This window comes from Komagataeibacter nataicola, from assembly GCF_003207795.1.
Classification (GTDB): domain Bacteria; phylum Pseudomonadota; class Alphaproteobacteria; order Acetobacterales; family Acetobacteraceae; genus Komagataeibacter; species Komagataeibacter nataicola.
This window is the reverse complement of record NZ_NIRT01000008.1, coordinates 1-18,628: the sequence shown is the minus strand read 5'-3', so window position 1 is coordinate 18,628 and position 18,628 is coordinate 1. Positions and strand designations below refer to the sequence as shown.

General features: G+C 64.7%; 15 protein-coding genes. 4 read left to right on the top strand and 11 right to left on the bottom strand.

The features are described 5' to 3' along the window. Nucleotides 1-89: 89 nt before the first annotated feature. Together miaB and CDI09_RS18795 are read right to left on the bottom strand one after the other, a co-directional pair. Entirely contained in the window at nucleotides 90-1,496 is a 1,407-nt protein-coding gene (miaB, locus tag CDI09_RS06190; protein WP_078524187.1) for a tRNA (N6-isopentenyl adenosine(37)-C2)-methylthiotransferase MiaB, read from the bottom strand. A 3-nt stretch (nucleotides 1,497-1,499) separates the two neighbouring features. Beyond that, nucleotides 1,500-1,622 (bottom strand): hypothetical protein, encoded by a 123-nt coding sequence (locus CDI09_RS18795; protein WP_255210374.1) that lies wholly within the window; start codon nucleotides 1,620-1,622, stop codon nucleotides 1,500-1,502. A gap of 287 nt (nucleotides 1,623-1,909) precedes the next feature. On the opposite strand from CDI09_RS18795, the gene CDI09_RS06185 reads away from it, so the two are divergent. Further along, entirely contained in the window at nucleotides 1,910-3,856 is a 1,947-nt protein-coding gene (locus CDI09_RS06185; RefSeq protein ID WP_078524185.1) for an autotransporter assembly complex protein TamA, read from the top strand. Then, nucleotides 3,856-8,058, top strand: coding sequence for a translocation/assembly module TamB domain-containing protein (locus tag CDI09_RS06180; RefSeq protein WP_078524184.1), 4,203 nt, complete (start codon nucleotides 3,856-3,858; stop codon nucleotides 8,056-8,058). Before CDI09_RS06185 ends, CDI09_RS06180 begins: the two co-directional genes overlap by 1 nt. A gap of 511 nt (nucleotides 8,059-8,569) precedes the next feature. Here the strand turns inward: CDI09_RS06180 and CDI09_RS06175 are convergent. Next, on the bottom strand, nucleotides 8,570-9,166 hold the full coding sequence (locus CDI09_RS06175; protein ID WP_078524182.1) for a CarD family transcriptional regulator: 597 nt from the start codon (nucleotides 9,164-9,166) through the stop codon (nucleotides 8,570-8,572). A gap of 57 nt (nucleotides 9,167-9,223) precedes the next feature. Next, entirely contained in the window at nucleotides 9,224-10,099 is an 876-nt protein-coding gene (locus CDI09_RS06170) for a bestrophin family protein (RefSeq protein WP_170120484.1), read from the bottom strand. Nucleotides 10,100-10,337: 238 nt separating this feature from the next. On the opposite strand from CDI09_RS06170, the gene CDI09_RS06165 reads away from it, so the two are divergent. Beyond that, the gene (locus CDI09_RS06165; RefSeq protein ID WP_078524181.1) at nucleotides 10,338-11,453 is read left to right on the top strand and encodes an S-(hydroxymethyl)glutathione dehydrogenase/class III alcohol dehydrogenase; all 1,116 of its coding nucleotides are present in this window, start codon (nucleotides 10,338-10,340) and stop codon (nucleotides 11,451-11,453) included. A 3-nt stretch (nucleotides 11,454-11,456) separates the two neighbouring features. Beyond that, nucleotides 11,457-12,311 carry an S-formylglutathione hydrolase gene (gene fghA / locus CDI09_RS06160; protein WP_078524179.1) on the top strand — a complete coding sequence of 285 codons (855 nt, stop codon included), beginning with the start codon at nucleotides 11,457-11,459 and terminating at the stop codon, nucleotides 12,309-12,311. A 104-nt stretch (nucleotides 12,312-12,415) separates the two neighbouring features. Here fghA and CDI09_RS06155 read toward each other — a convergent pair whose 3' ends face one another. From CDI09_RS06155 to CDI09_RS06125, 7 genes are all read right to left on the bottom strand, one after another. Beyond that, nucleotides 12,416-12,835 (bottom strand): secondary thiamine-phosphate synthase enzyme YjbQ, encoded by a 420-nt coding sequence (locus tag CDI09_RS06155; RefSeq protein ID WP_078524177.1) that lies wholly within the window; start codon nucleotides 12,833-12,835, stop codon nucleotides 12,416-12,418. 19 nt (nucleotides 12,836-12,854) lie between these two features. Further along, nucleotides 12,855-13,850, bottom strand: a complete 996-nt coding sequence (gene trpS, locus CDI09_RS06150; RefSeq protein WP_078524175.1) for a tryptophan--tRNA ligase — start codon at nucleotides 13,848-13,850, stop codon at nucleotides 12,855-12,857. A 48-nt stretch (nucleotides 13,851-13,898) separates the two neighbouring features. Beyond that, complete coding sequence (locus tag CDI09_RS06145) at nucleotides 13,899-14,387, bottom strand: c-type cytochrome (protein ID WP_078524172.1); 489 nt, start codon at nucleotides 14,385-14,387, stop codon at nucleotides 13,899-13,901. A 73-nt stretch (nucleotides 14,388-14,460) separates the two neighbouring features. Beyond that, nucleotides 14,461-14,958: an FKBP-type peptidyl-prolyl cis-trans isomerase gene (locus tag CDI09_RS06140; protein WP_078524171.1), complete on the bottom strand. Its 498-nt coding sequence runs from the start codon at nucleotides 14,956-14,958 to the stop codon at nucleotides 14,461-14,463. Nucleotides 14,959-15,004: 46 nt separating this feature from the next. Beyond that, nucleotides 15,005-16,234, bottom strand: a complete 1,230-nt coding sequence (locus CDI09_RS06135; protein WP_078524169.1) for an argininosuccinate synthase — start codon at nucleotides 16,232-16,234, stop codon at nucleotides 15,005-15,007. A 114-nt stretch (nucleotides 16,235-16,348) separates the two neighbouring features. After that, nucleotides 16,349-17,590 carry a 23S rRNA (adenine(2503)-C(2))-methyltransferase RlmN gene (gene rlmN, locus CDI09_RS06130; protein ID WP_078524167.1) on the bottom strand — a complete coding sequence of 414 codons (1,242 nt, stop codon included), beginning with the start codon at nucleotides 17,588-17,590 and terminating at the stop codon, nucleotides 16,349-16,351. Nucleotides 17,591-17,695: 105 nt separating this feature from the next. After that, nucleotides 17,696-18,439: a TlyA family RNA methyltransferase gene (locus tag CDI09_RS06125; protein ID WP_078524165.1), complete on the bottom strand. Its 744-nt coding sequence runs from the start codon at nucleotides 18,437-18,439 to the stop codon at nucleotides 17,696-17,698. Nucleotides 18,440-18,628 lie beyond the last annotated feature (189 nt).

Here is an 18,628-nt window from a genome sequence, read left to right as displayed (position 1 = left end):
GGTGCGGTCATTGGCCGCGGCCGTGCCACCGGGGGGACGCCGCCCGCCGCTGCGACGGGGGGCGTGGAGCGTGGATTGTGTCTGTTCTCTCAAGCCCTGTCTGTCTCCTCTGTCAGGATACCACCAAGCGAGTTGGTGTACCTGTGGCGGATATCCACATTGGCGATCTGGCCGATCAGGCTGTCCGGGCCTTCAGCGCTCACGGCCTGCAGCCATGGGCTCTTGCCCGAAACCTGACCGGGCTTGCGCCCGCGGCCCGTAAAGAGCACGGGCACCACCTGGCCTATGGTTGCATCATTGAATGCATCCTGCTGCACGCGCAGCATGGCCTGGAGTTCCTGCAGGCGGGCATCCTTCACGTCCTCGGGCACGTGCATGCCAGCGCCTGCTGCGGGCGTGCCGGGGCGGGAGGAATACTTGAAGGAATAGGCCTGCGCGAAGCCGATCTCATCAATCAGGCGCATCGTGTCGGCAAAATCGGCATCCGTCTCGCCGGGATGGCCCACAATGAAATCCGACGACAGGGCAAGGTCGGGCCGCGCCTCACGCAGGCGGGCCACGAGCATGCGGTAGTCATCGGCTGTGTGCCCCCGGTTCATCGCGGCCAGCACCCGGTCGGAGCCGGACTGCACCGGCAGGTGCAGAAACGGCATGAGCTGCGGCAGGTCGCGATGGGCGGCGATCAGGTCATCCTCCATGTCGCGCGGGTGCGACGTGGTGTAGCGGATGCGCTCGATGCCCAGCTCCCCCGCCAGCACGCGGGCAAGGCGGGCAAGGCTCCATGTGCGGCCATCCGGGCCATCACCATGATAGGCATTCACATTCTGGCCCAAAAGCGTGATTTCGCGCACGCCGCCTGCCACGAGCCTGCGGGCCTCATCGATCACGGCCTGCGCGGGCCGGCTGCTTTCCGCCCCGCGCGTGTAGGGCACGACGCAGAAGGAGCAGAATTTGTCGCACCCTTCCTGAATGGTGAGGAAGGCGGACCCGCCCGCAGGGGCCGCACGGTCAGCGGGCAGGAAGTCGAATTTCTGCTCGACGGGGAAGTCGGTCTCGATCACGGCCCCTGCCGCGCGGGCGGCGCGGGCCACCATCTCGGGCAGGCGGTGATAGGTCTGGGGGCCGAGCACGATATCGACATAGGGCGCGCGGGCCAGGATTTCCCTGCCTTCCGCCTGGGCCACGCAGCCCGCCACCGCAAGCACTGTGGCCGCACCCTGCTCGGCGCGCGCTTCCTTGACCTTGCGCAGGCGGCCAAGTTCGGAGAACACCTTCTCCGCCGCGCGGTCGCGGATGTGACAGGTGTTGAGGATGATCATGTCAGCCGCATCCGGCGTGCTGACGGCCCGGTAGCCAAGCGGGCGCAGCACGTCGGACATCCGCTCGCTGTCATACACGTTCATCTGGCAGCCCCATGTTATGACATGAAGCCCCCTGGTGGATGACGTGCTGGCTTGTGGCGTGGCCACGCCGGGGCGGGGAGACAGGCTGTTCACGGGTCAGGTATCCTCAGGCATCATCGCGGGCACGCGCCCGCGCAACGGGGGCAAGACATCGGGCCTTGCCTGCGCGCGGTCAAGAGGCTTGCCGCCGATAAAGCCGGGAACACATGGTCTGCCCATCAACGCTCCTGGTGCGAAGGGTGGGATGCCGGGTGCGGCTCCCTTGCCCGATCTGTCCTGATCATGCCTGCCGGAATCGGGGGTATGTCAAGTCAGGAACGCGGGCGTGGAGACAGTTTGCAACATCCCCGGCCCGTTTTGCCCTTCAATGCGACAAATTCGGAACTTATTAAGGGAGAAGCGTTAATATCGGTTTGATCATGCATGGCGGGAATGGCAGACAAGACCCTGTGGGCAACTGACCGCATGAAAGAAGACAGCAACAGGGGCAGCACCGTTTGACAGGATTGCGTCATCCCCGCCTGGCGAGCCATGCCCGGCGCAGGGCCGGTTATGTTACCCTGTTCGTGGTCATTACGGTTCTCCTGCCGGGGCTGCCTGCGGCTTTCGCCGCCGACCCGCAGGACTACACCACCACCATCCGCCCCACCGGCAATGCCGACCTCGATGCGGCGCTCAAGGCCTCGTCCGACCTGCTTTCTCTCCAGAAAACGCAGGCCGTCAGCCCGTTTGCCCTGACCGGGCGCATCCACAACGATTATTCCCGCCTGATCAGCGCGCTGGAAAGCTATGGCTATTACGCGGGCACCATTACCATCACCATAAGCGATGGCAGCCACAAGGCCGCCACCCCGGCTGATGGCGGGCAGGACGGGCGCGACCCCGACCTGCCGGAATGGCTGCAGGCCCTGCCCGCGGGCCACAAGGCGCAGGTGAGCATTACGGCCAGCACCGGCCCGCTGTTTCGCATCGGCACGGTCACGCTCAACCCCGATAAGGGCGATGGCCCCATCCACCTCAACCCCACCGAGGTGGCGGCGTTTGGCATGAAGCCGGGTGCGCCCGCGCAGGCCGAAGCCGTGCTGACGGCAGGGGCGGCGCTCCAGACCGCGTTGACGGAGGAAGGCTACGCGCTGGCCCATGTCAGCACCCCGCAGGCCTGGCTGCGCCCTGCCACCCATACGCTCGACATTGCCTATACGGTGCATCGCGGCCCGGTGGTGAACCTTGGCGCATTTGCCTTTGGTGGGCTGCAGCGCACGCACCCCGCCTATATCGCGCGCAGGCTGACCATCGCACCGGGCGAGCTGTACCAGCCTTCGCGCATCGAGCGCGCCCGGCAGGATATCGCCTCGACGGGGCTGTTTTCCGATGTGCAGGTCAACCATGGCGATACGCTCGCACCTGATGGCAGCATGCCGCTCGATTTCGGCTTTCATGAAGGCAAGCGTCACAGCGTGGGGGCGGAGGGTGGATATTCAACCGATCTCGGTGGCCGCGCGGGTGTGACCTGGACGCATAACAACCTGTTTGGCAATGCCGAGCGGCTGCGGCTCACCGCGCTGATCACCGGGCTGGGCGGCTCGGCGGAGCAGGGGCTGGGCTATGATTTCTATGCCGACCTGATGAAGCCCGATTTCGGCTCGCGCCAGCAGAACCTCAGCGCCCGCATCGAGGGCATCAAGCAGGAACTCTATTCCTACCGCCAGACCGCGCTGCTCGCGCGCATCGGCATCGTGCGCCACGTCAACCGGCACTGGAACGTGTCGTTCGGCGGCCAGATCGAGCAGGAACAGATCGAGCAGATGCGCGCCACCAACAGCTACTTCATCCTCTCGGTGCCGCTCACCGCCAATTACGACGGCACGGGCGTGGACAACCCCATCACCCCCGCCACCCATGGCGTGCGGGTGGGCGCGAGCATCACGCCCTCGGCCTCACTGACCGATGGCACCTCGTTCTTCGCCATCATGCAGGCCACGGTCTCGACCTATTTCGACCTCCGGCATCTTGGCCTGTCGCGCCCCGGCCGCAGCGTGCTGGCGTTTCGTGGCACCATTGGCAACGTGGAAGGGGCCTCGACCTTCGCCATTCCGCCCGATCAGCGGCTTTATGCCGGTGGCTCGGCCACGGTGCGCGGCTTCCGCTATCAGGGCGTTGGCCCCCAGTTCACCAATACGCGCTACGCCATTGGCGGCACGTCGATGGATGCGGGGTCGTTTGAATACCGCCAGCGCATATTGCAGAAATTCGGCGCGGTGGGCTTTATCGATGCAGGCCAGGTCACGGCGGACCGCACGCCCTTCCAGGGCACGGTGCGCGTGGGGGCCGGGGCCGGGGCGCGCTACTATACCCCCATCGGCCCGGTGCGGCTTGATGTGGCGGTGCCGCTCAACCGCCCCGCCAAAGGTGACAGGTGGGAGCTGTACGTGGGCCTGGGGGAGACATTCTGATGCCGCAAGACACGCCATCCGCCCCCCGGCCGCGCACGGCGCGGCGCATCGCACGCGCCTGCGCGCTGGCTCTGGGCATTCCGTTCGGGCTGGTGGCCGTGGCGCTGGCCATGGTGCTGGTGGCGGCCAATACCGGGGCGGGCCAGCGCGAAATCGAGCGCCGCCTGCCGGGCCTGACCGGGGGCAGCGTGCACCTGTCGGGGCTGGGCGGGCGCTTTCCCGATGCGCTGCATGTCCAGCATCTTGAACTTGATGACTACAAGGGTGCGTGGCTGTCGATCGATGACCTCCAGCTTGACTGGTCGCCCCTGCGCCTGCTTACGCGGCGGGCGGTCATCAGCAACCTGTCCATGGCGCGGCTGGCCATTCCGCGCCTGAGCGAGGATGACCCCGCCCACCCGCCAAAGCCCGAAAAACCCTCGAGCGGCAGCATCCACATGGGCGTGGATATCAGGGCCGTGCATGTGGCGCGCATTGATGTGGGGGCGGCCCTTGCACAGGTTCCCGCCGCCTTCAGCCTCAATGGCCATGCCAGCCTGGCTGATATCGCCCCGGTGCTCGACCATTTCTCGGTCGCAACCCTGCCGCCAGCCGATATCGCGCTGAAGCTGGTCCGGCTCGATCATCCCGGCAGCCTCGACCTTGTCACGAAGCTGGGCAAGGGCGACGTGGCGCTGGACCTGCATGCCCGTGAAGGAACGGATGGCTTCCTCGCCACGCTCAGCCACGTGCCCGCCCTTGCGCCGCTTGACCTCTCGCTGGGGCTGCATGGCCCCCGCCAGAATACGCAACTGGCGCTTGCGCTGGCCACGGGGGGCATTCATGCCAGCGCGCATGGACAGCTCGGGCTGCTCGATCACCACATGGCGCTGGATGTCGCGGCCCATAGCGGCGCGGTAACGGCTACGGGCGGCACGGGCTGGCAGGGTGCGGATCTTGCCGCCCATCTGGGCGGCACGCTGGACCGCCCCACGGGCAACGGCACGCTCGACATCGACCGCCTGACCTATAACGACACCAGCTTCACCAACCTGCATCTGGTGGCCGACGGGCTGAGCGCTCCGGTTGCGGGGCAGCCGGAACATGCGGCGGTGCACGCCACCGTGACGGGCCTGCGCATTCCGGGCAGCCAGCCCATGCTGTTTACCGCCGACCCGTTGAAACTGGATATGCTGTGGCGGCCCGACGCGCCAAAGGGGCCGGTTACGCTGTCGCTGTCACACCCGCTGGCGCAGGTGACCGGGCAGGCCACCACCACGCAGCCGATCGCCGCCACCTTCCATGCCGACCTGCCCAACCTTGCCCCGCTGGCAGCGGCCGGGGGCACCAGCCTGCATGGCCATGCAGGCCTTGATGGCCACGTGAGCCTGCCCGTAAAGGGGCAGGACGGGCAGTTTGGCCTCGAGAGCCAGATCGTTCTCGATGGCGGTCTGCCGGTGGCGGTGGGTCTGGTGGGTGACAGGGGGCATGTCAGCGTTGCCGGCACCATTACGCCGGGTGGGAAGGAGGGCGATACAATCCGCTTCACCACCTTGCAGGCGCAGGGCCGCACCCTGCAACTTGATGCCACGCCCACCCGGGTCATCACCGGCACGCCGCTCAACGTGGATGCCACGGCGCATCTGGCCCTGTCGGACCTGCACGTGCTGGCGCCCACGCTCAAAGGGCACATGCAGGCTGACCTGCATGCGGCAGGCCCGGTCAATGACCTCATGGCCAGCCTGAAAACCCAGGCCAGCATCGCGGCCGGCAACACGGCGGCGGGGGACGTGCAGGCCAGCCTGACCATGCAGCACCTGCCCCGGATCAGGCAGGGGGAGCTTGCCATTTCCGGCACGGTGGACCGCGCGCCCATACAGGTCAGCGCCCATCTCGACAGCAGCGCCGATAACAGCCGCCACCTGCAGATTGCCCGGTTGGGCTGGAAGAGCCTTGGCGGCACGGCGGACATGACCCTGCCTGATGGCCACAAGGTGCCAGCCGGCATGCTTGATGTGCACATGACCCGCCTGGCCGACCTGCATGACCTGACCGGGCAGGATATCAGCGGCCATGTCGCCGCCACGCTGCACACCACCAGCGCCACGGCCACTGTACCCGCAGCGCTGGCGGTAAATGTGGATGGCGCGCTCAATGCCGCCATCGCCCGCATCGACCGGGTGGTGCTCAAGGGCCACGTGCTCGACCCCACGGGTGATGCGCCCACGACCGACCTCGACCTGGCGGTGGATAACGCCCATTTCCACGATATGGGGGGGCGGGCACATGTCACCGCCAAAGGGCCGCTTTCGGGCCTGGACGTAAATGCCCAGTCCACGCTCGATACGCCGTGGACCGGCCCGGCCACGCTGGATACGGCGCTGGTGGCCAATATTAGCGGGCAGTCGGTAAGTGTACGCCGCCTTGTGGCGCAGGCGCGTGGCGAGCAGGTGCGCCTCGATAGCCCGGTCAGCGTGGGGTATGGCAAGGAGATCGCGCTCGACCACCTGCGCGTGAGCCTTACCCCGCCGCGCGGGCAGGTGGGCAGCGTGGAGGCCAGCGGCAAGGTCAGCCCGGCGCTTGACCTGCATGTGGCGATCAACCGCCTCTCGCCCGACCTGCTGGCTCCCTTCGTGCCCACGCTGCACGCGCAGGGCCAGCTCTCCGCCGAGGCCCGGCTGACCGGCACGCCCGCCAGCCCCACGGGCAAGGTGAGCCTGCGTGGCACGGACCTCAAATACCACACGGATTACACATCCTCGCTTGCGCCCGCCTCCATCGAGGCTACGGCCAACCTGAATGCGGGCATGGCGCGGGTGGATGCCCAGATCGAGGCGGGACCGCAGATCAATCTGGGGCTGCATGGCACGGCGCCGGTCAACAAAGCCGGGCAGATCACCCTGCAGGCGGATGGCAGGGTGGATCTCGCAGTGGCCAATGCCTATCTGGGCGCGCAGGGCATGCAGGCGGGGGGCAACCTGCAGGTGGCGCTGGGCGTGCGCGGCACCCCGGCCCAGCCCCGGCTCAATGGCACGCTCAGCCTGAGCAATGGCCTGTTCCATGACTTTGGCGAGGGCATACAGCTCTCAGGCATGCAGGGCACGGTCAATGCCGTGGGCGACAGGCTGGTCATCGCAGCGCTCACCGCGCAGGCGGGCAAGGGCAGCCTTGCGGTTTCGGGCAGTTATGGCGTGCTCCAGCCCGGCCAGCCGATCGACCTGCATGTTCATGCCGATAACGCCCGCCCGCTGGCCAGCGACCTGATTACCGCCACCCTCAATGGCGACCTTGACGTGAAGGGACAGCTTTCGAGCCGGATCGATGCGACCGGCAACCTCACGCTCAAACGGGTGGATATCAACATTCCCGATTCCCTGCCCAGTTCGGTCGCTCATCTGGATGTCATACGCCCCGAGGACGAAAAGAATCAGGACAAGGCCCCCAAAGCCGCGCCGCTGGTGGTCGGGCTGGGGCTGGATGTGACCTCGCCGGGGCAGTTCTATGTGCGCGGGCATGGCCTGAATACGGAAATGCATGGCCATGTCCACGCAGGCGGCACCGCAACCGCACCGGTGATGACGGGGGCGTTCTCGCTGGTGAAGGGTGGGTTCTCGCTCGGTGGCATCTCGCTTGATTTCAGCAAGGGACAGGTGGGGTTCAATGGCATGGGGGTGACGCATGCCATCGACCCGACGCTGGATTTCGTGGCCGAGCGCAGCACCAATGATGGCACGGCCCGGCTGAACGTGGGCGGCTATGCCAGCGCGCCCAAGATCACGTTCTCCTCCTCGCCACCGCTCTCGCAGGACCAGATCCTGGCCATCCTGCTGTTCGGCACCGATACGCAGTCGCTCTCGCCCACGCAGATGGCCTCTATCGCCGCCGCCGTGGCCAGCGTGAGCGGTGGCTCCGCCTTCGACCCGCTGGGCATGGTACGCAAGACGCTGCATCTGGACCGGTTGCAGATGAGCAGTTCCTCCAACGGCTCGGGCAGTAATGATACCGGCGCGATCGAAGCGGGAAAATATGTCATGCGCGGGGTATATGTGGGGGCCAAGCAGGCTACGTCCGGCTCAGGCACGCAGGCGCAGGTGCAGGTTGACCTGACCAGGCGGCTCAAGATCAACACCACCGTGGGCACTGGCGGCAACGTGACCGGCTTCACCACGCCGGAAAATGATCCGGGTAGCAGTATCGGCCTGCTTTATCAGTTCAAATACTGAAAAAACGTCACGTCAAGCTTGGGCTGGGCAGCATTTACGGGCAGGGGCTGGCCTGTTCCATCGTGGGGGAATGCGCATTCGGATAGGCTATCTGTGGGCTGGCGGGGTTGCCGTGCCGCCCTGGCGCGCAACTGTTCCAGCCTTGCCCTCCTGTTGAAGCGCTTGCGGCGGGCCTTGCGCTGGTTCTTGTGGGCGACAGGGGTCTGCTCCGCCTGTTGTGTCGTGGGCAGGGGGCGTGTGGCATCAACGCAGCTATAGGCCCCGCATATAAGGTACGGGCAGCCATGTGATGCGGGTGGTGTGGTAACGCACGGGGCCGTGCCGTTTCTGCAGGGCATTCATGCGGTCGAGGTTGCGGCGCGTATCAATGATCGCATCACGGCGGAAGAATTTTCCGGTATTTCCACCGTGCGTGACAACCGGTGCGGCCGGGTTGGATTACGCCACATAGCAAAACCGCTGGCACGGGGGCCAGCGGTGTCTTGTCGGTTTGGTGGGGATGGGGCGGGGATCAGGCCGCCTTCATCACCTCGGTCAGGTTTTCCAGCACTTCGGTCGGCTCCTTGCCTTCCAGCACGGCCACCTCGGCCACAAAGCGTTCCTGGGCGGCCTCGAACAGCTTGCGTTCGCTAAAGCTGCCATCAAGGCTGTCAACATTGCGGCGCAGGTCGCGCAGTACTTCGGCAATCTGCACGAGATCGCCGGAGTTGATCTTTTCCTGATAGGCCACCGCGCGGCGGGCCCACATGCCACGGCTGACATGGGGCTTGCCCTTGATGATGGCCATTGCCTTGTCCACGATCTCACGCGAGACGATCTTGCGCAGGCCTGATTTGCGTGCCTTCGAGAGTGGGATGCGCAGCGTCATCTGGTTGCCGGGGAACGAGATCTGGATCATCTCCAGTTTCGTGCCCGCGATCTCGTCGACCCCGATCCGGTCAACGCGGCCCACGCCATGCGCGGCATAGACGATGGCATCGCCTTCGCGGAACGGATCTTCATCTTTTACAGCCGTGCTGGACTTGGCCTCGGCTGCCGTGGTCGCGGCGGCGGTCCGCGCCATGGCATCGGTCACAGTGCCCTTCTGGGTGGTTCTGAACATGCTCATGCCCGCCGTATAGCATAAATTCCGCCTGCTGTCTTGAGGCGCTTGCATGGCGGTGCGTCAGTCCTGTATGCCCCTGACCGGTGCGAGCGGCGGTGGTGCGGGCAACCCGCAGGACTGCATGAGGTCAATCTCGATGGTGCGCGATATGGTCAGCATCGGCATGCCGTGCGGTGTTGAGCCAAAGGGGTCCTGCAGGTCGCTGCCGATCTTGTCGAGGGCGACGAACAGAAGTCCCACAAGCGATGAGCCGAGCGGCGTGATCCACCCCAGCGTCTGCACCATGGAAAGCGGCAGGATAATGCAGAACACCGCCGCCACCACCTTGGGCAGAACCGAGAACTGGATGGCCAGCGGCGTGTTGCGGATGCGTTCAAGCCCGCCCTGCGCGTTGCTCATGTCGGACAGGATGCGGTCGATCTGGCCCTGCAGCGCGCCATCGATATCCATCCTGCGGCATTCCGCATCCACCCGCAGCCCGATCTGGAACAGGATGGCGGCGGGAATGTTGGCGCGGCCTTCGATGCCGGGCTTCATGGAATCAGGCAGGAGGCGCAGCACGTCATCGAGATCATCAAGCCGGCCGAGCGCGCTGCGCAGCGCGTAGGGGTAGGCGGCCATGGCGCAGGCCAGATCCGGGCAGCCGCGCAGGATGGTACCAGCCTGCCGCGCAAAGGAGCGGCTGTTATTGGTCACGGCCCCCCACAGGGTGCGCCCCTCCCACCAGCGGTTATAGGCGGTGTTGTTGCGAAAGCTCATGAACAGCACCAGCGCCGAGCCGATGAGCGAGATGGGCAGGGTGGGCTGCTCCATCCATTCCTGATGGAATATCTGGAACATCACAACCACCACCACATCCCACGCGCATAGCAGCACGAGCGAGAACACGCTCTCGCGCATGAGGATCCACAAGCCGATTTTGCGATTGATGACCATATGGTGTTCCCGGAACGGTTGAAAAAAAGCGGGGAGCCGTAGCCTGCCCTGTTTTTGCGCTTATCACATCCTGCCGCAGGCATGGCAGCGTGGCATGGTGCGTGGCATCATTTGTCACTCAAAGAGCTTAACGCTTTCCTGACCGGCCAACATTGACGTGCCCCGCCCCGATGCCCTTAATCGTTGCGAAGATGTACGGGTCGTAGGGCCTGCAACATATGTAAGGAAAGACTGCTCAATGGATGTAAGGGCTGCCGTCGCCTTCGAGGCTGGCAAACCGCTTGAAATCGAGACCGTGCAACTCGAAGGCCCGCGTGAGGGCGAGGTGCTGGTGGAAATCATGGCCACCGGCCTGTGCCATACCGACAAGTTCACCCTCTCGGGCGCCGACCCGGAGGGGCTGTTTCCCGCCATTCTCGGCCATGAAGGGGCAGGGATCGTGCGCGAGGTCGGCCCCGGTGTGCGCCACCTGAAGCCCGGCGATCACGTGATCCCGCTTTACACGCCGGAATGCCGGGAGTGTAAATCCTGCCTCTCGCGCAAGACCAACCTGTGCACGGCCATCCGCACCACGCAGGGCAAGGGGCTGATGCCTGATGGCACGTCGCGCTTTTCGTTCAAAGGGCAGCCGATCCATCACTATATGGGCTGCTCCACCTTCGCCAACTTTACCGTGCTGCCCGAGATCGCGCTGGCCAGGATCCGGCCCGATGCCCCGTTTGACAAGGTGTTCTACATCGGCTGCGGCGTGACCACCGGCATCGGCGCCGTGCTGTTTACCGCCAAGGTCGAGGCCGGAGCCACGGTGGCCGTGTTCGGGCTTGGCGGCATCGGGCTCAACGTGATCCAGGGGGCGAAGATGGTCGGCGCCGATCGGATCATCGGCATCGACATCAATCCCGGGCGTGAGGCCATTGGCCGCAAATTCGGCATGACCGATTTCATCAACCCCAGGGATCTTGGCCCCGATGGCGACCTCGTTGGCCATATCGTGGAGCTGACTGGCGGGGGCGTGGATTACTCGTTCGAATGCGTGGGCAACCCCACGCTCATGCGCCAGGCGCTGGAATGCGCGCATCGGGGCTGGGGTGTTTCCACCATCATCGGCGTTGCGGGCGCGGGGCAGCAGATCAGCACGCGCCCCTTCCAGCTCGTGACCGGGCGGCGGTGGATCGGCTCGGCCTTTGGTGGCGCGCGCGGGCGCACCGACGTGCCGCGCATTGTGGACTGGTTTATGGAAAACCGCATCGACATTGACAGCCTGATTACCCACAGGCTGCCGCTCGAGCGCATTAACGAAGGTTTTGACATGATGACAAAGGGTGAAAGCATCCGCACGGTTGTGGAGTTCTGATCCATGAGCAAGATCACAACCATTGAAGAACACGCAACCTGCGGCGGGCAGGTCGGTTTTTACAGTCATTCCTCCACCACGCTGGGGCTGGAGGCGCGTTTTGGCGTGTTCCTGCCCGCCCGTGCGCTGGCGGGCGAGAAGGTGCCGGTGCTGTTTGTGCTGGCGGGCCTGACCTGCACGCAGGAGACCTTCCTCATCAAGGCAAATGCCGTGCGCTTTGCCGCCGAGCACGGACTGGCGCTGGTCGCCCCCGATACCTCGCCGCGTGGCGCCGGCGTGCCGGGCGAGGACGAGACATACGACCTTGGCACCGGAGCCGGTTTCTATCTTGATGCCACCACGCCCGGGTGGCAGGCGCATTACCGCATGGGCAGCTATATCGATACGGAACTGCCGCAACTGGTGCAGGAGCATTTCGCCATTGATGGCGCGCGGCGTGGCATCATGGGGCACTCCATGGGCGGGCATGGCGCGCTGGTGCATGCACTCACGGCCCCGCAGGCATGGAAATCCGTCTCGGCCTTCGCCCCGATCTGCCACCCTGCCATCGTGCCGTGGGGCGAGAAGGCGTTTGCCGCCTATCTTGGCCCGGACCGCAAGGCCTGGGCGCGGCATGATGCGACGCTGCTGCTTGAAGCAGGCCACACCCACCCCACCACCATCCTGATCGATCAGGGGGCCGCGGACCAGTTCCTGCACAACCAGCTCAGGCCCGACCTGCTGCGCGTGGCGGCAGGCACGGCGGGGCAGGCGCTGCAACTGCGCGAGCATGCGGGCTATGACCACTCCTACTGGTTTATCCAGTCCTTCATTGCGGAGCATATCAAGCATCATGCCACGATTCTTGGTGCGCTCTGAAATTTCGCTGAAGGACAGAAGTTTTTGGTGAAGCTTTTTTCAAAAAGCTTCAAGGGAACGCCGCCTTTTTAAAGAAAGGCGGCGCCCGAAAACTTTTATTTTTCTTATTCGCCCATCAGGTGCAGCACGATCTCGCGCCGGTGGGGGCGGGCGCGGTGCTCGAACAGGTACAATCCCTGCCATGTGCCCAGCACCGGCCTGCCACTGGCCACGGGGATGGCAAGCTGCGTGTTGGTGAGCATGGCGCGCAGATGGGCGGGCATGTCATCGGGGCCTTCATCATCATGGATGTAACGGCCGGGCTGTTCGGGCACCAATGCCTCGAAATACCGCTCTATGTCCGTGCGCACGGTCGGGTCGGCATTCTCCTGCACGCATAGCGAGGCGGAGGTATGCCGGCACCACAGGGTGAGCAGGCCGGTTTCAATGCCGCTCTGGCGCACCCAGGCCAGTACCGGCCGGTCGATCGGAACCAGCCCCTTGCCCTGCGTGCTCACCTGAAGGCTGTGCAGTTCCTGGCGCATGGGGCGGTTCCTTCCGGGGTTATTTCAGGAAGCCGATCAGCGATTCCGCTTCCGATACGATGGGTTCGGCAATAACGCGGGCCCGGTTGGCGCCTTCGCGCAGCGTGTCGCACAGGAAGCGGGGTTCCTTGAGCAGCCGCTCCGTCTCGGTGGCGATGGGGCAGACCGCGCCCACCACCACCTCGGTCAGCGCGGCCTTGAACGGGCCAAAGCCCTGACCGCCAAACTGCCTGAGCACATCCGCCGTCGTAAGCCCGGCAAGCGTTGCATAGATAGTGACAAGATTGCGGGCCTCGGGCCGGTTTTCAAGGCCGGCTTCCTCCGATGGCAGGGCCTCTGAATCGCTTTTGGCGCGCTTGATCTTGCTGGCGATGGCATCGGCATCATCCGTCATCTCGATCCGGCTCTGGGCGGAGGGATCGGATTTGGACATTTTCTTGGTGCCGTCGCGCAGGCTCATCACGCGCGCGCCCTGTGGCGGAATGAGGGCCTCGACCTGTGGGAAAAATTCCACCCCGTAATCATGATTGAATTTCTGGGCAATGTCGTTGGTCAGCTCAAGGTGCTGCTTCTGGTCCTCGCCCACCGGCACGGCGGTCGCCTTGTAGGCCAGGATGTCGGCTGCCATCAGGTCGGGATAGACGTACAGCCCTGCGGAATGCTTCTCGCGGTCCTTGCCTGCCTTGTCCTTGAACTGTGTCATGCGGTTGAGCCAGCCCAGGCGTGCGACACAGTTGAAGATCCACCCCAGCCGGGCATGCGCGCTGACAGCAGACTGGTTGAACAGGATATGCTTGCGCACATCAATGCCCGAGGCCAGCAGCACGGCGGTCTGGGCCAGTGTCTGCTGGCGCAGGGTGGCGGGGTCCTGCCATGTGGTGATGGCGTGCATGTCCACCAGGCAGAAAATGCAGTCATGGTCGCGCTGGAGCGCAACCCAGTTGCGTATCGCGCCCAGGTAGTTGCCAAGCTGCGGGATACCGGTCGGCTGAATGCCGGAAAACAGGCGTTGCATAAAAGTATTTTCCGTTTTTTTGCCCGCGCCGGTCAAGATGCGCGGTTGTCAGGGCAGGGGGTGGATCGCATCAAGGCGGCGGCGTTCATCGGCCACCATGCTGCTGCTCAGGGGGTGGGTGCGTTCACGCGCCACCTCGGCTGCGGTAAAGACCGGAGCAGGGTGCGTATCGCCGCGCGTGGCCAGATAACTCAGGATGGAGGCGATCTCTTCATCCGACAGATGGGCGCGGAAAGACGGCATGAAGAAATTGTAGGGCACGCCATCAATCTTCAGCGGGCCATTCAGCCCGTTCAGCAGCACATGCATGAGGTACTGCCTGCCCTCGGGCGAAGTGGCGATCCTGTCCACGCGGCCGGTTATGGGCGGTATCTCGCCCTTCAGGCCTTCACCGCCATGGTGGCAGATGCCGCAGTTGGTGCGGTAGCGTGCATAGCCTTCCTGCCCATGGCGCGTGCAGGCGGCAAGCAGCGCCATGGCGGCAAGCATGCAGCCCCCACGCAGTACGGACGCGATGCGCCCGGTTGCAATACCCATGTCGGTTGTCCGGTTCCTGTCCCATCATGTGAAAAGAGCCACCCACCCGGCGGATGAATGGCTCTTTGTGGGCTTAACGGCCGCCGGGCGAGACGCCGAGCAGCTGGATCTTGAAAATCAGCGGGCTGTCCGGCTGGATGATGCCCATTGACTTGTGGCCATAACCAAGCTCGGGTGGCACGTACAGCATCCACGTATCCCCCACATGCATCTTGGGCAGCGCTTCCTGCCAGCCCTTGATCACCATTTCCAGCGGCATCTGCATATACGCGCCGTGGCCATGCTGGTCGGAGCTGTCAAAGATGCCGCCATCGGGCAGGCGGCCTTCATAGATTACCATCACGCTGTCATTGATGGTGGGCTGCGCTCCATCCTTCGGGCCGGACTGGAGCACCTTGTAGGCCAGCCCGTCGGGCAGGGTCTGGACACCGGGCTGCTTGCGCACGTTGTCCATGAACTGCGCCGGGGTCAGTTCCGGCTGGTCATCCTTGTTTCCGCCGCCACAGGCTGCAAGTGGCACCGCCACCACGGCTGCGGCAAGAAGGGGAATGACACGGGAAAAGCGTTTCATGACACCTCGGCAGGCTGTTGAAGGGATGAAGAAAGAACGCAGGCGATCAGAGCGCGCCGCCACGGCGGCCGATCTTGGCGCCAAGGCGCAGGCGCAGCGCGTTGAGCTTGATGAAGCCCTGCGCATCGGCCTGGTTATAGGCGCCCTGATCGTCCTCGAAGGTGACGACGCGGGTGTCATACAGGCTGTTGGGGCTTTCACGGCCCACGCAGATCACGTTGCCCTTGTACAGCTTCAGCCGCACGCGGCCGCTGACGGAATGCTGGCTGCGGTCGATCAGCGCCTGCAGCATGTGCCGCTCGGGCGAGAACCACAGGCCGTTATAGATCACCTCGGCATAGCGCGGCATCAGGCTGTCCTTGAGGTGCATGGCCTCGCGGTCGAGCGTGATGCTCTCGATGCTGCGATGCGCGGTCAGCAGGATCGTGCCGCCCGGCGTTTCGTAAATGCCGCGCGACTTCATGCCCACGAAGCGGTTTTCCACCAGGTCGAGGCGGCCGATGCCGTTGTCGCGGCCGAGTTCGTTCAGGCGCGTAAGCAGCGTTGCAGGCGACATGGCCACGCCGTTGATGGCCACCGGGTCGCCGGACACGAAATCGATGGTGATCTCGGTTGCCTTGTCGGGGGCTACCTCGGGCGAGATGGTGCGCTGGAACACGATCTCATCGGGGCCGACCGCCGGATCTTCGAGCAGCTTGCCTTCGGATGACGAGTGCAGCAGGTTCGCATCGACCGAGAAGGGCGCCTCGCCGCGCTTGTCCTTGGCGATGGGGATCTGGTGCTCCTCGGCAAAGGAGAGCAGGCGCGTGCGCGAGGTCAGGTCCCATTCGCGCCAGGGCGCGATGACGGTAATGTCGGGCTTGAGCGCGTAATAGGCCAGCTCAAAACGCACCTGGTCGTTGCCCTTGCCGGTGGCGCCATGGGCCACGGCATCGGCGCCGACCTGCTCGGCAATCTCGATCTGGCGCTGGGCGATCAGCGGGCGGGCGATGGAGGTGCCCAGCAGGTACTGCCCCTCATACAGCGCATTGGCGCGGAACATGGGGAAGACGAAATCCTTGACGAAGGTCTCGCGCAGATCCTCGACAAAGATTTCCTTCACGCCAAACATTTCTGCCTTGCGGCGGGCGGGCTCAAGCTCCTCGCCCTGGCCGAGATCGGCGGTGAAGGTCACGACTTCACAGTTATAGGTGGTCTGCAGCCAGCGCAGAATCACGGAAGTATCAAGACCGCCCGAATACGCGAGAACGACCTTTTTGACATCCTTGGCGGCCATGGGAGAACGCTCCTGTCGACAAAACTTGGACAATACTTTGCCGGGAAAACCGGCGGCCTGCCCTCCTAGCATCCCACGCTGCGGGCGACCAGAAGCGAAAGACGGATTTTTACGTCATTCCACCGGATCGGGCGCGCCTTCGGGGCGTGCCGCGCGGCGCAGGCGCTGGCTTTCGGTGCGCAGTTGCCCGCAGGCGGCCAGGATATCGCGCCCGCGCGGCATGCGGATGGGCGAGGCAAAGCCCGCATCCATCACGATATTCGCAAACTTCTCAAGCTGTTCACGCGTGGAAGGGCGGTAATTGCTGCCGGGCCATGGGTTGAACGGAATAAGGTTGACTTTGGCCGGAATGCCCGAGATCAGCCGCACGAGTTCACGCGCATCGGCCTCGCTGTCATTGATGCCGCGCAGCATGATGTATTCAAACGTGATACGCCGCGCATTGCTGGCGGCGGGGTAGCGGCGGCACGCGGCAATGACCTCCCTGATGGGGTATTTGCGGTTGAGCGGCACGATCTCGTCGCGCAGGTCATCGCGCACGGCATGCAGTGATACGGCAAGGTTGATGCCAAGCTCCGCCCCGCACTGGTCCATCATTGGCACCACGCCGGATGTGGAGAGTGTGATGCGTCGGCGCGAAAGGCCAATGCCCTCGCCATCCATGATGATGCGCATGGCCTTGGCCACGTTGTCGTAATTATACAGCGGCTCGCCCATGCCCATCAGCACGATGGTCGAGAGCAGGCGCGGCGTGTCGCCCTTGGGGCTGGGCCATTCGCCATAGCTGTCACGCGCGGCCATGAACTGGCCCACGATCTCGGCGGCCCCAAGGTTGCGCACCAGCGCCTGCGTGCCGGTATGGCAGAAGGTGCAGGACAGCGTGCAGCCCACCTGCGAGGAAATGCACACCGCACCCCGGTCTTCCTGCCGGTCGGGGATATAGACCGTTTCCGCCTCCTGCCCATCGCGGAAGCGGAAGAGGAACTTGCGCGTGGAATCCTGCGAGGTCTGTTCCGTCACCACGCCGGGGCGGCCGACGACAAAGCGCTCGGCCAGCTTCTCCTGCAGGGGGCGGGCAATCGAACTCATGCGCGAGAAATCGGTGGCGCCCTGATGGTAGATCCAGTGCCACAGCTGCTTGGTGCGGAATGGCTTTTCGCCAATCTCGACCATGATCTCGGTCAGTTCCTCGCGCGACAGGCCCACAAGGTCGCGCCTGCCATCGGGCAGGGCAGCCGTGGGCGGCGCAAACTGGGCGGATTTGGCCCGGATGCGCGTGCGCTCCGCATCATCAAGGAGCGAGGCCGCCGTCCCGTCACGTAACCGGGAAGGAGAAGTTGCGGGGGCTGCGGACATACCGGGGCTGCCTCTGTTCTGCATGTCGTTCAATAAGGGAAGGGGCGGTGATACCGCTCTTGCCAGCGTATGTATCACACTCGGCGCAGGGGATGCGACCGCCGATCAGCGGTCCTTGCGGGCCGCGATCAGGAATTCGCGGTTGCCTTCCGGCCCGGTGATGGGGCTGGCATCAATGCCCAGCACACGCCAGCCTGGCAGGTTGGCCCACCAGTCGCGTATCATTTCGCACACGGCCTCATGCACCGCCGGGTCGCGCACCACGCCCTTGGGGCCAACAAATTCACGCCCGGCCTCGAATTGCGGCTTGATCAGCGCAATGGCCCAGGCACCCGGCACGCACAGGTCAAGCCCGGCAGGGAGCACCGTGCGCAGGCCAATGAAGCTGGCATCACAGACCAGCGCGCCAATGGGGTCGGGGATGATCGTGGCATCGAGCGCGCGGGCGTTGCATTTTTCCAGCACCACGACCTGTTCGGTATTGCTGCGCAGCTTCCATGCGAGCTGTCCGTGGCCGACATCAACCGCATAGACCTTTTGGGCCCCTTCATGCAGCAGCACGTCGGTAAAGCCGCCGGTCGAGGCACCGACATCAAGGCAGGTGAGGCCCGCAGGCGAGAAGCCGAAATGCTCAAGCCCATGCGCCAGCTTGATCCCCCCGCGCGAGACCCACGGGTGGTCCTGCCCCTTGAGCGCAAGCGGCGCATCCTCTGGCAACTGGTCGCCCGCCTTGGCAATGCGCCGGTCAGATGTATAGACCAGCCCCGCCATGATGAGCGCCTGCGCCCGGGTGCGGCTTTCCACCAGCCCCCGGTCCACCAGCATCTGGTCAACGCGTCGTTTTGCCATGCGGCGCTACCCCGACCGGCCCGCTACTCAGGCCATCTGCCGGGACTGCGGCACGCCAAGGGCGGAGAGCGCGGTCGCCACGATGGCGGGCGCATCCAGCCCGGCCTCATGGTACTGGGCCTCCTGGCTGTTATGGTCGATGAAGCGGTCGGGCAGGGTCATGGGGCGGAAGCGCACGCGGTCGAGCAG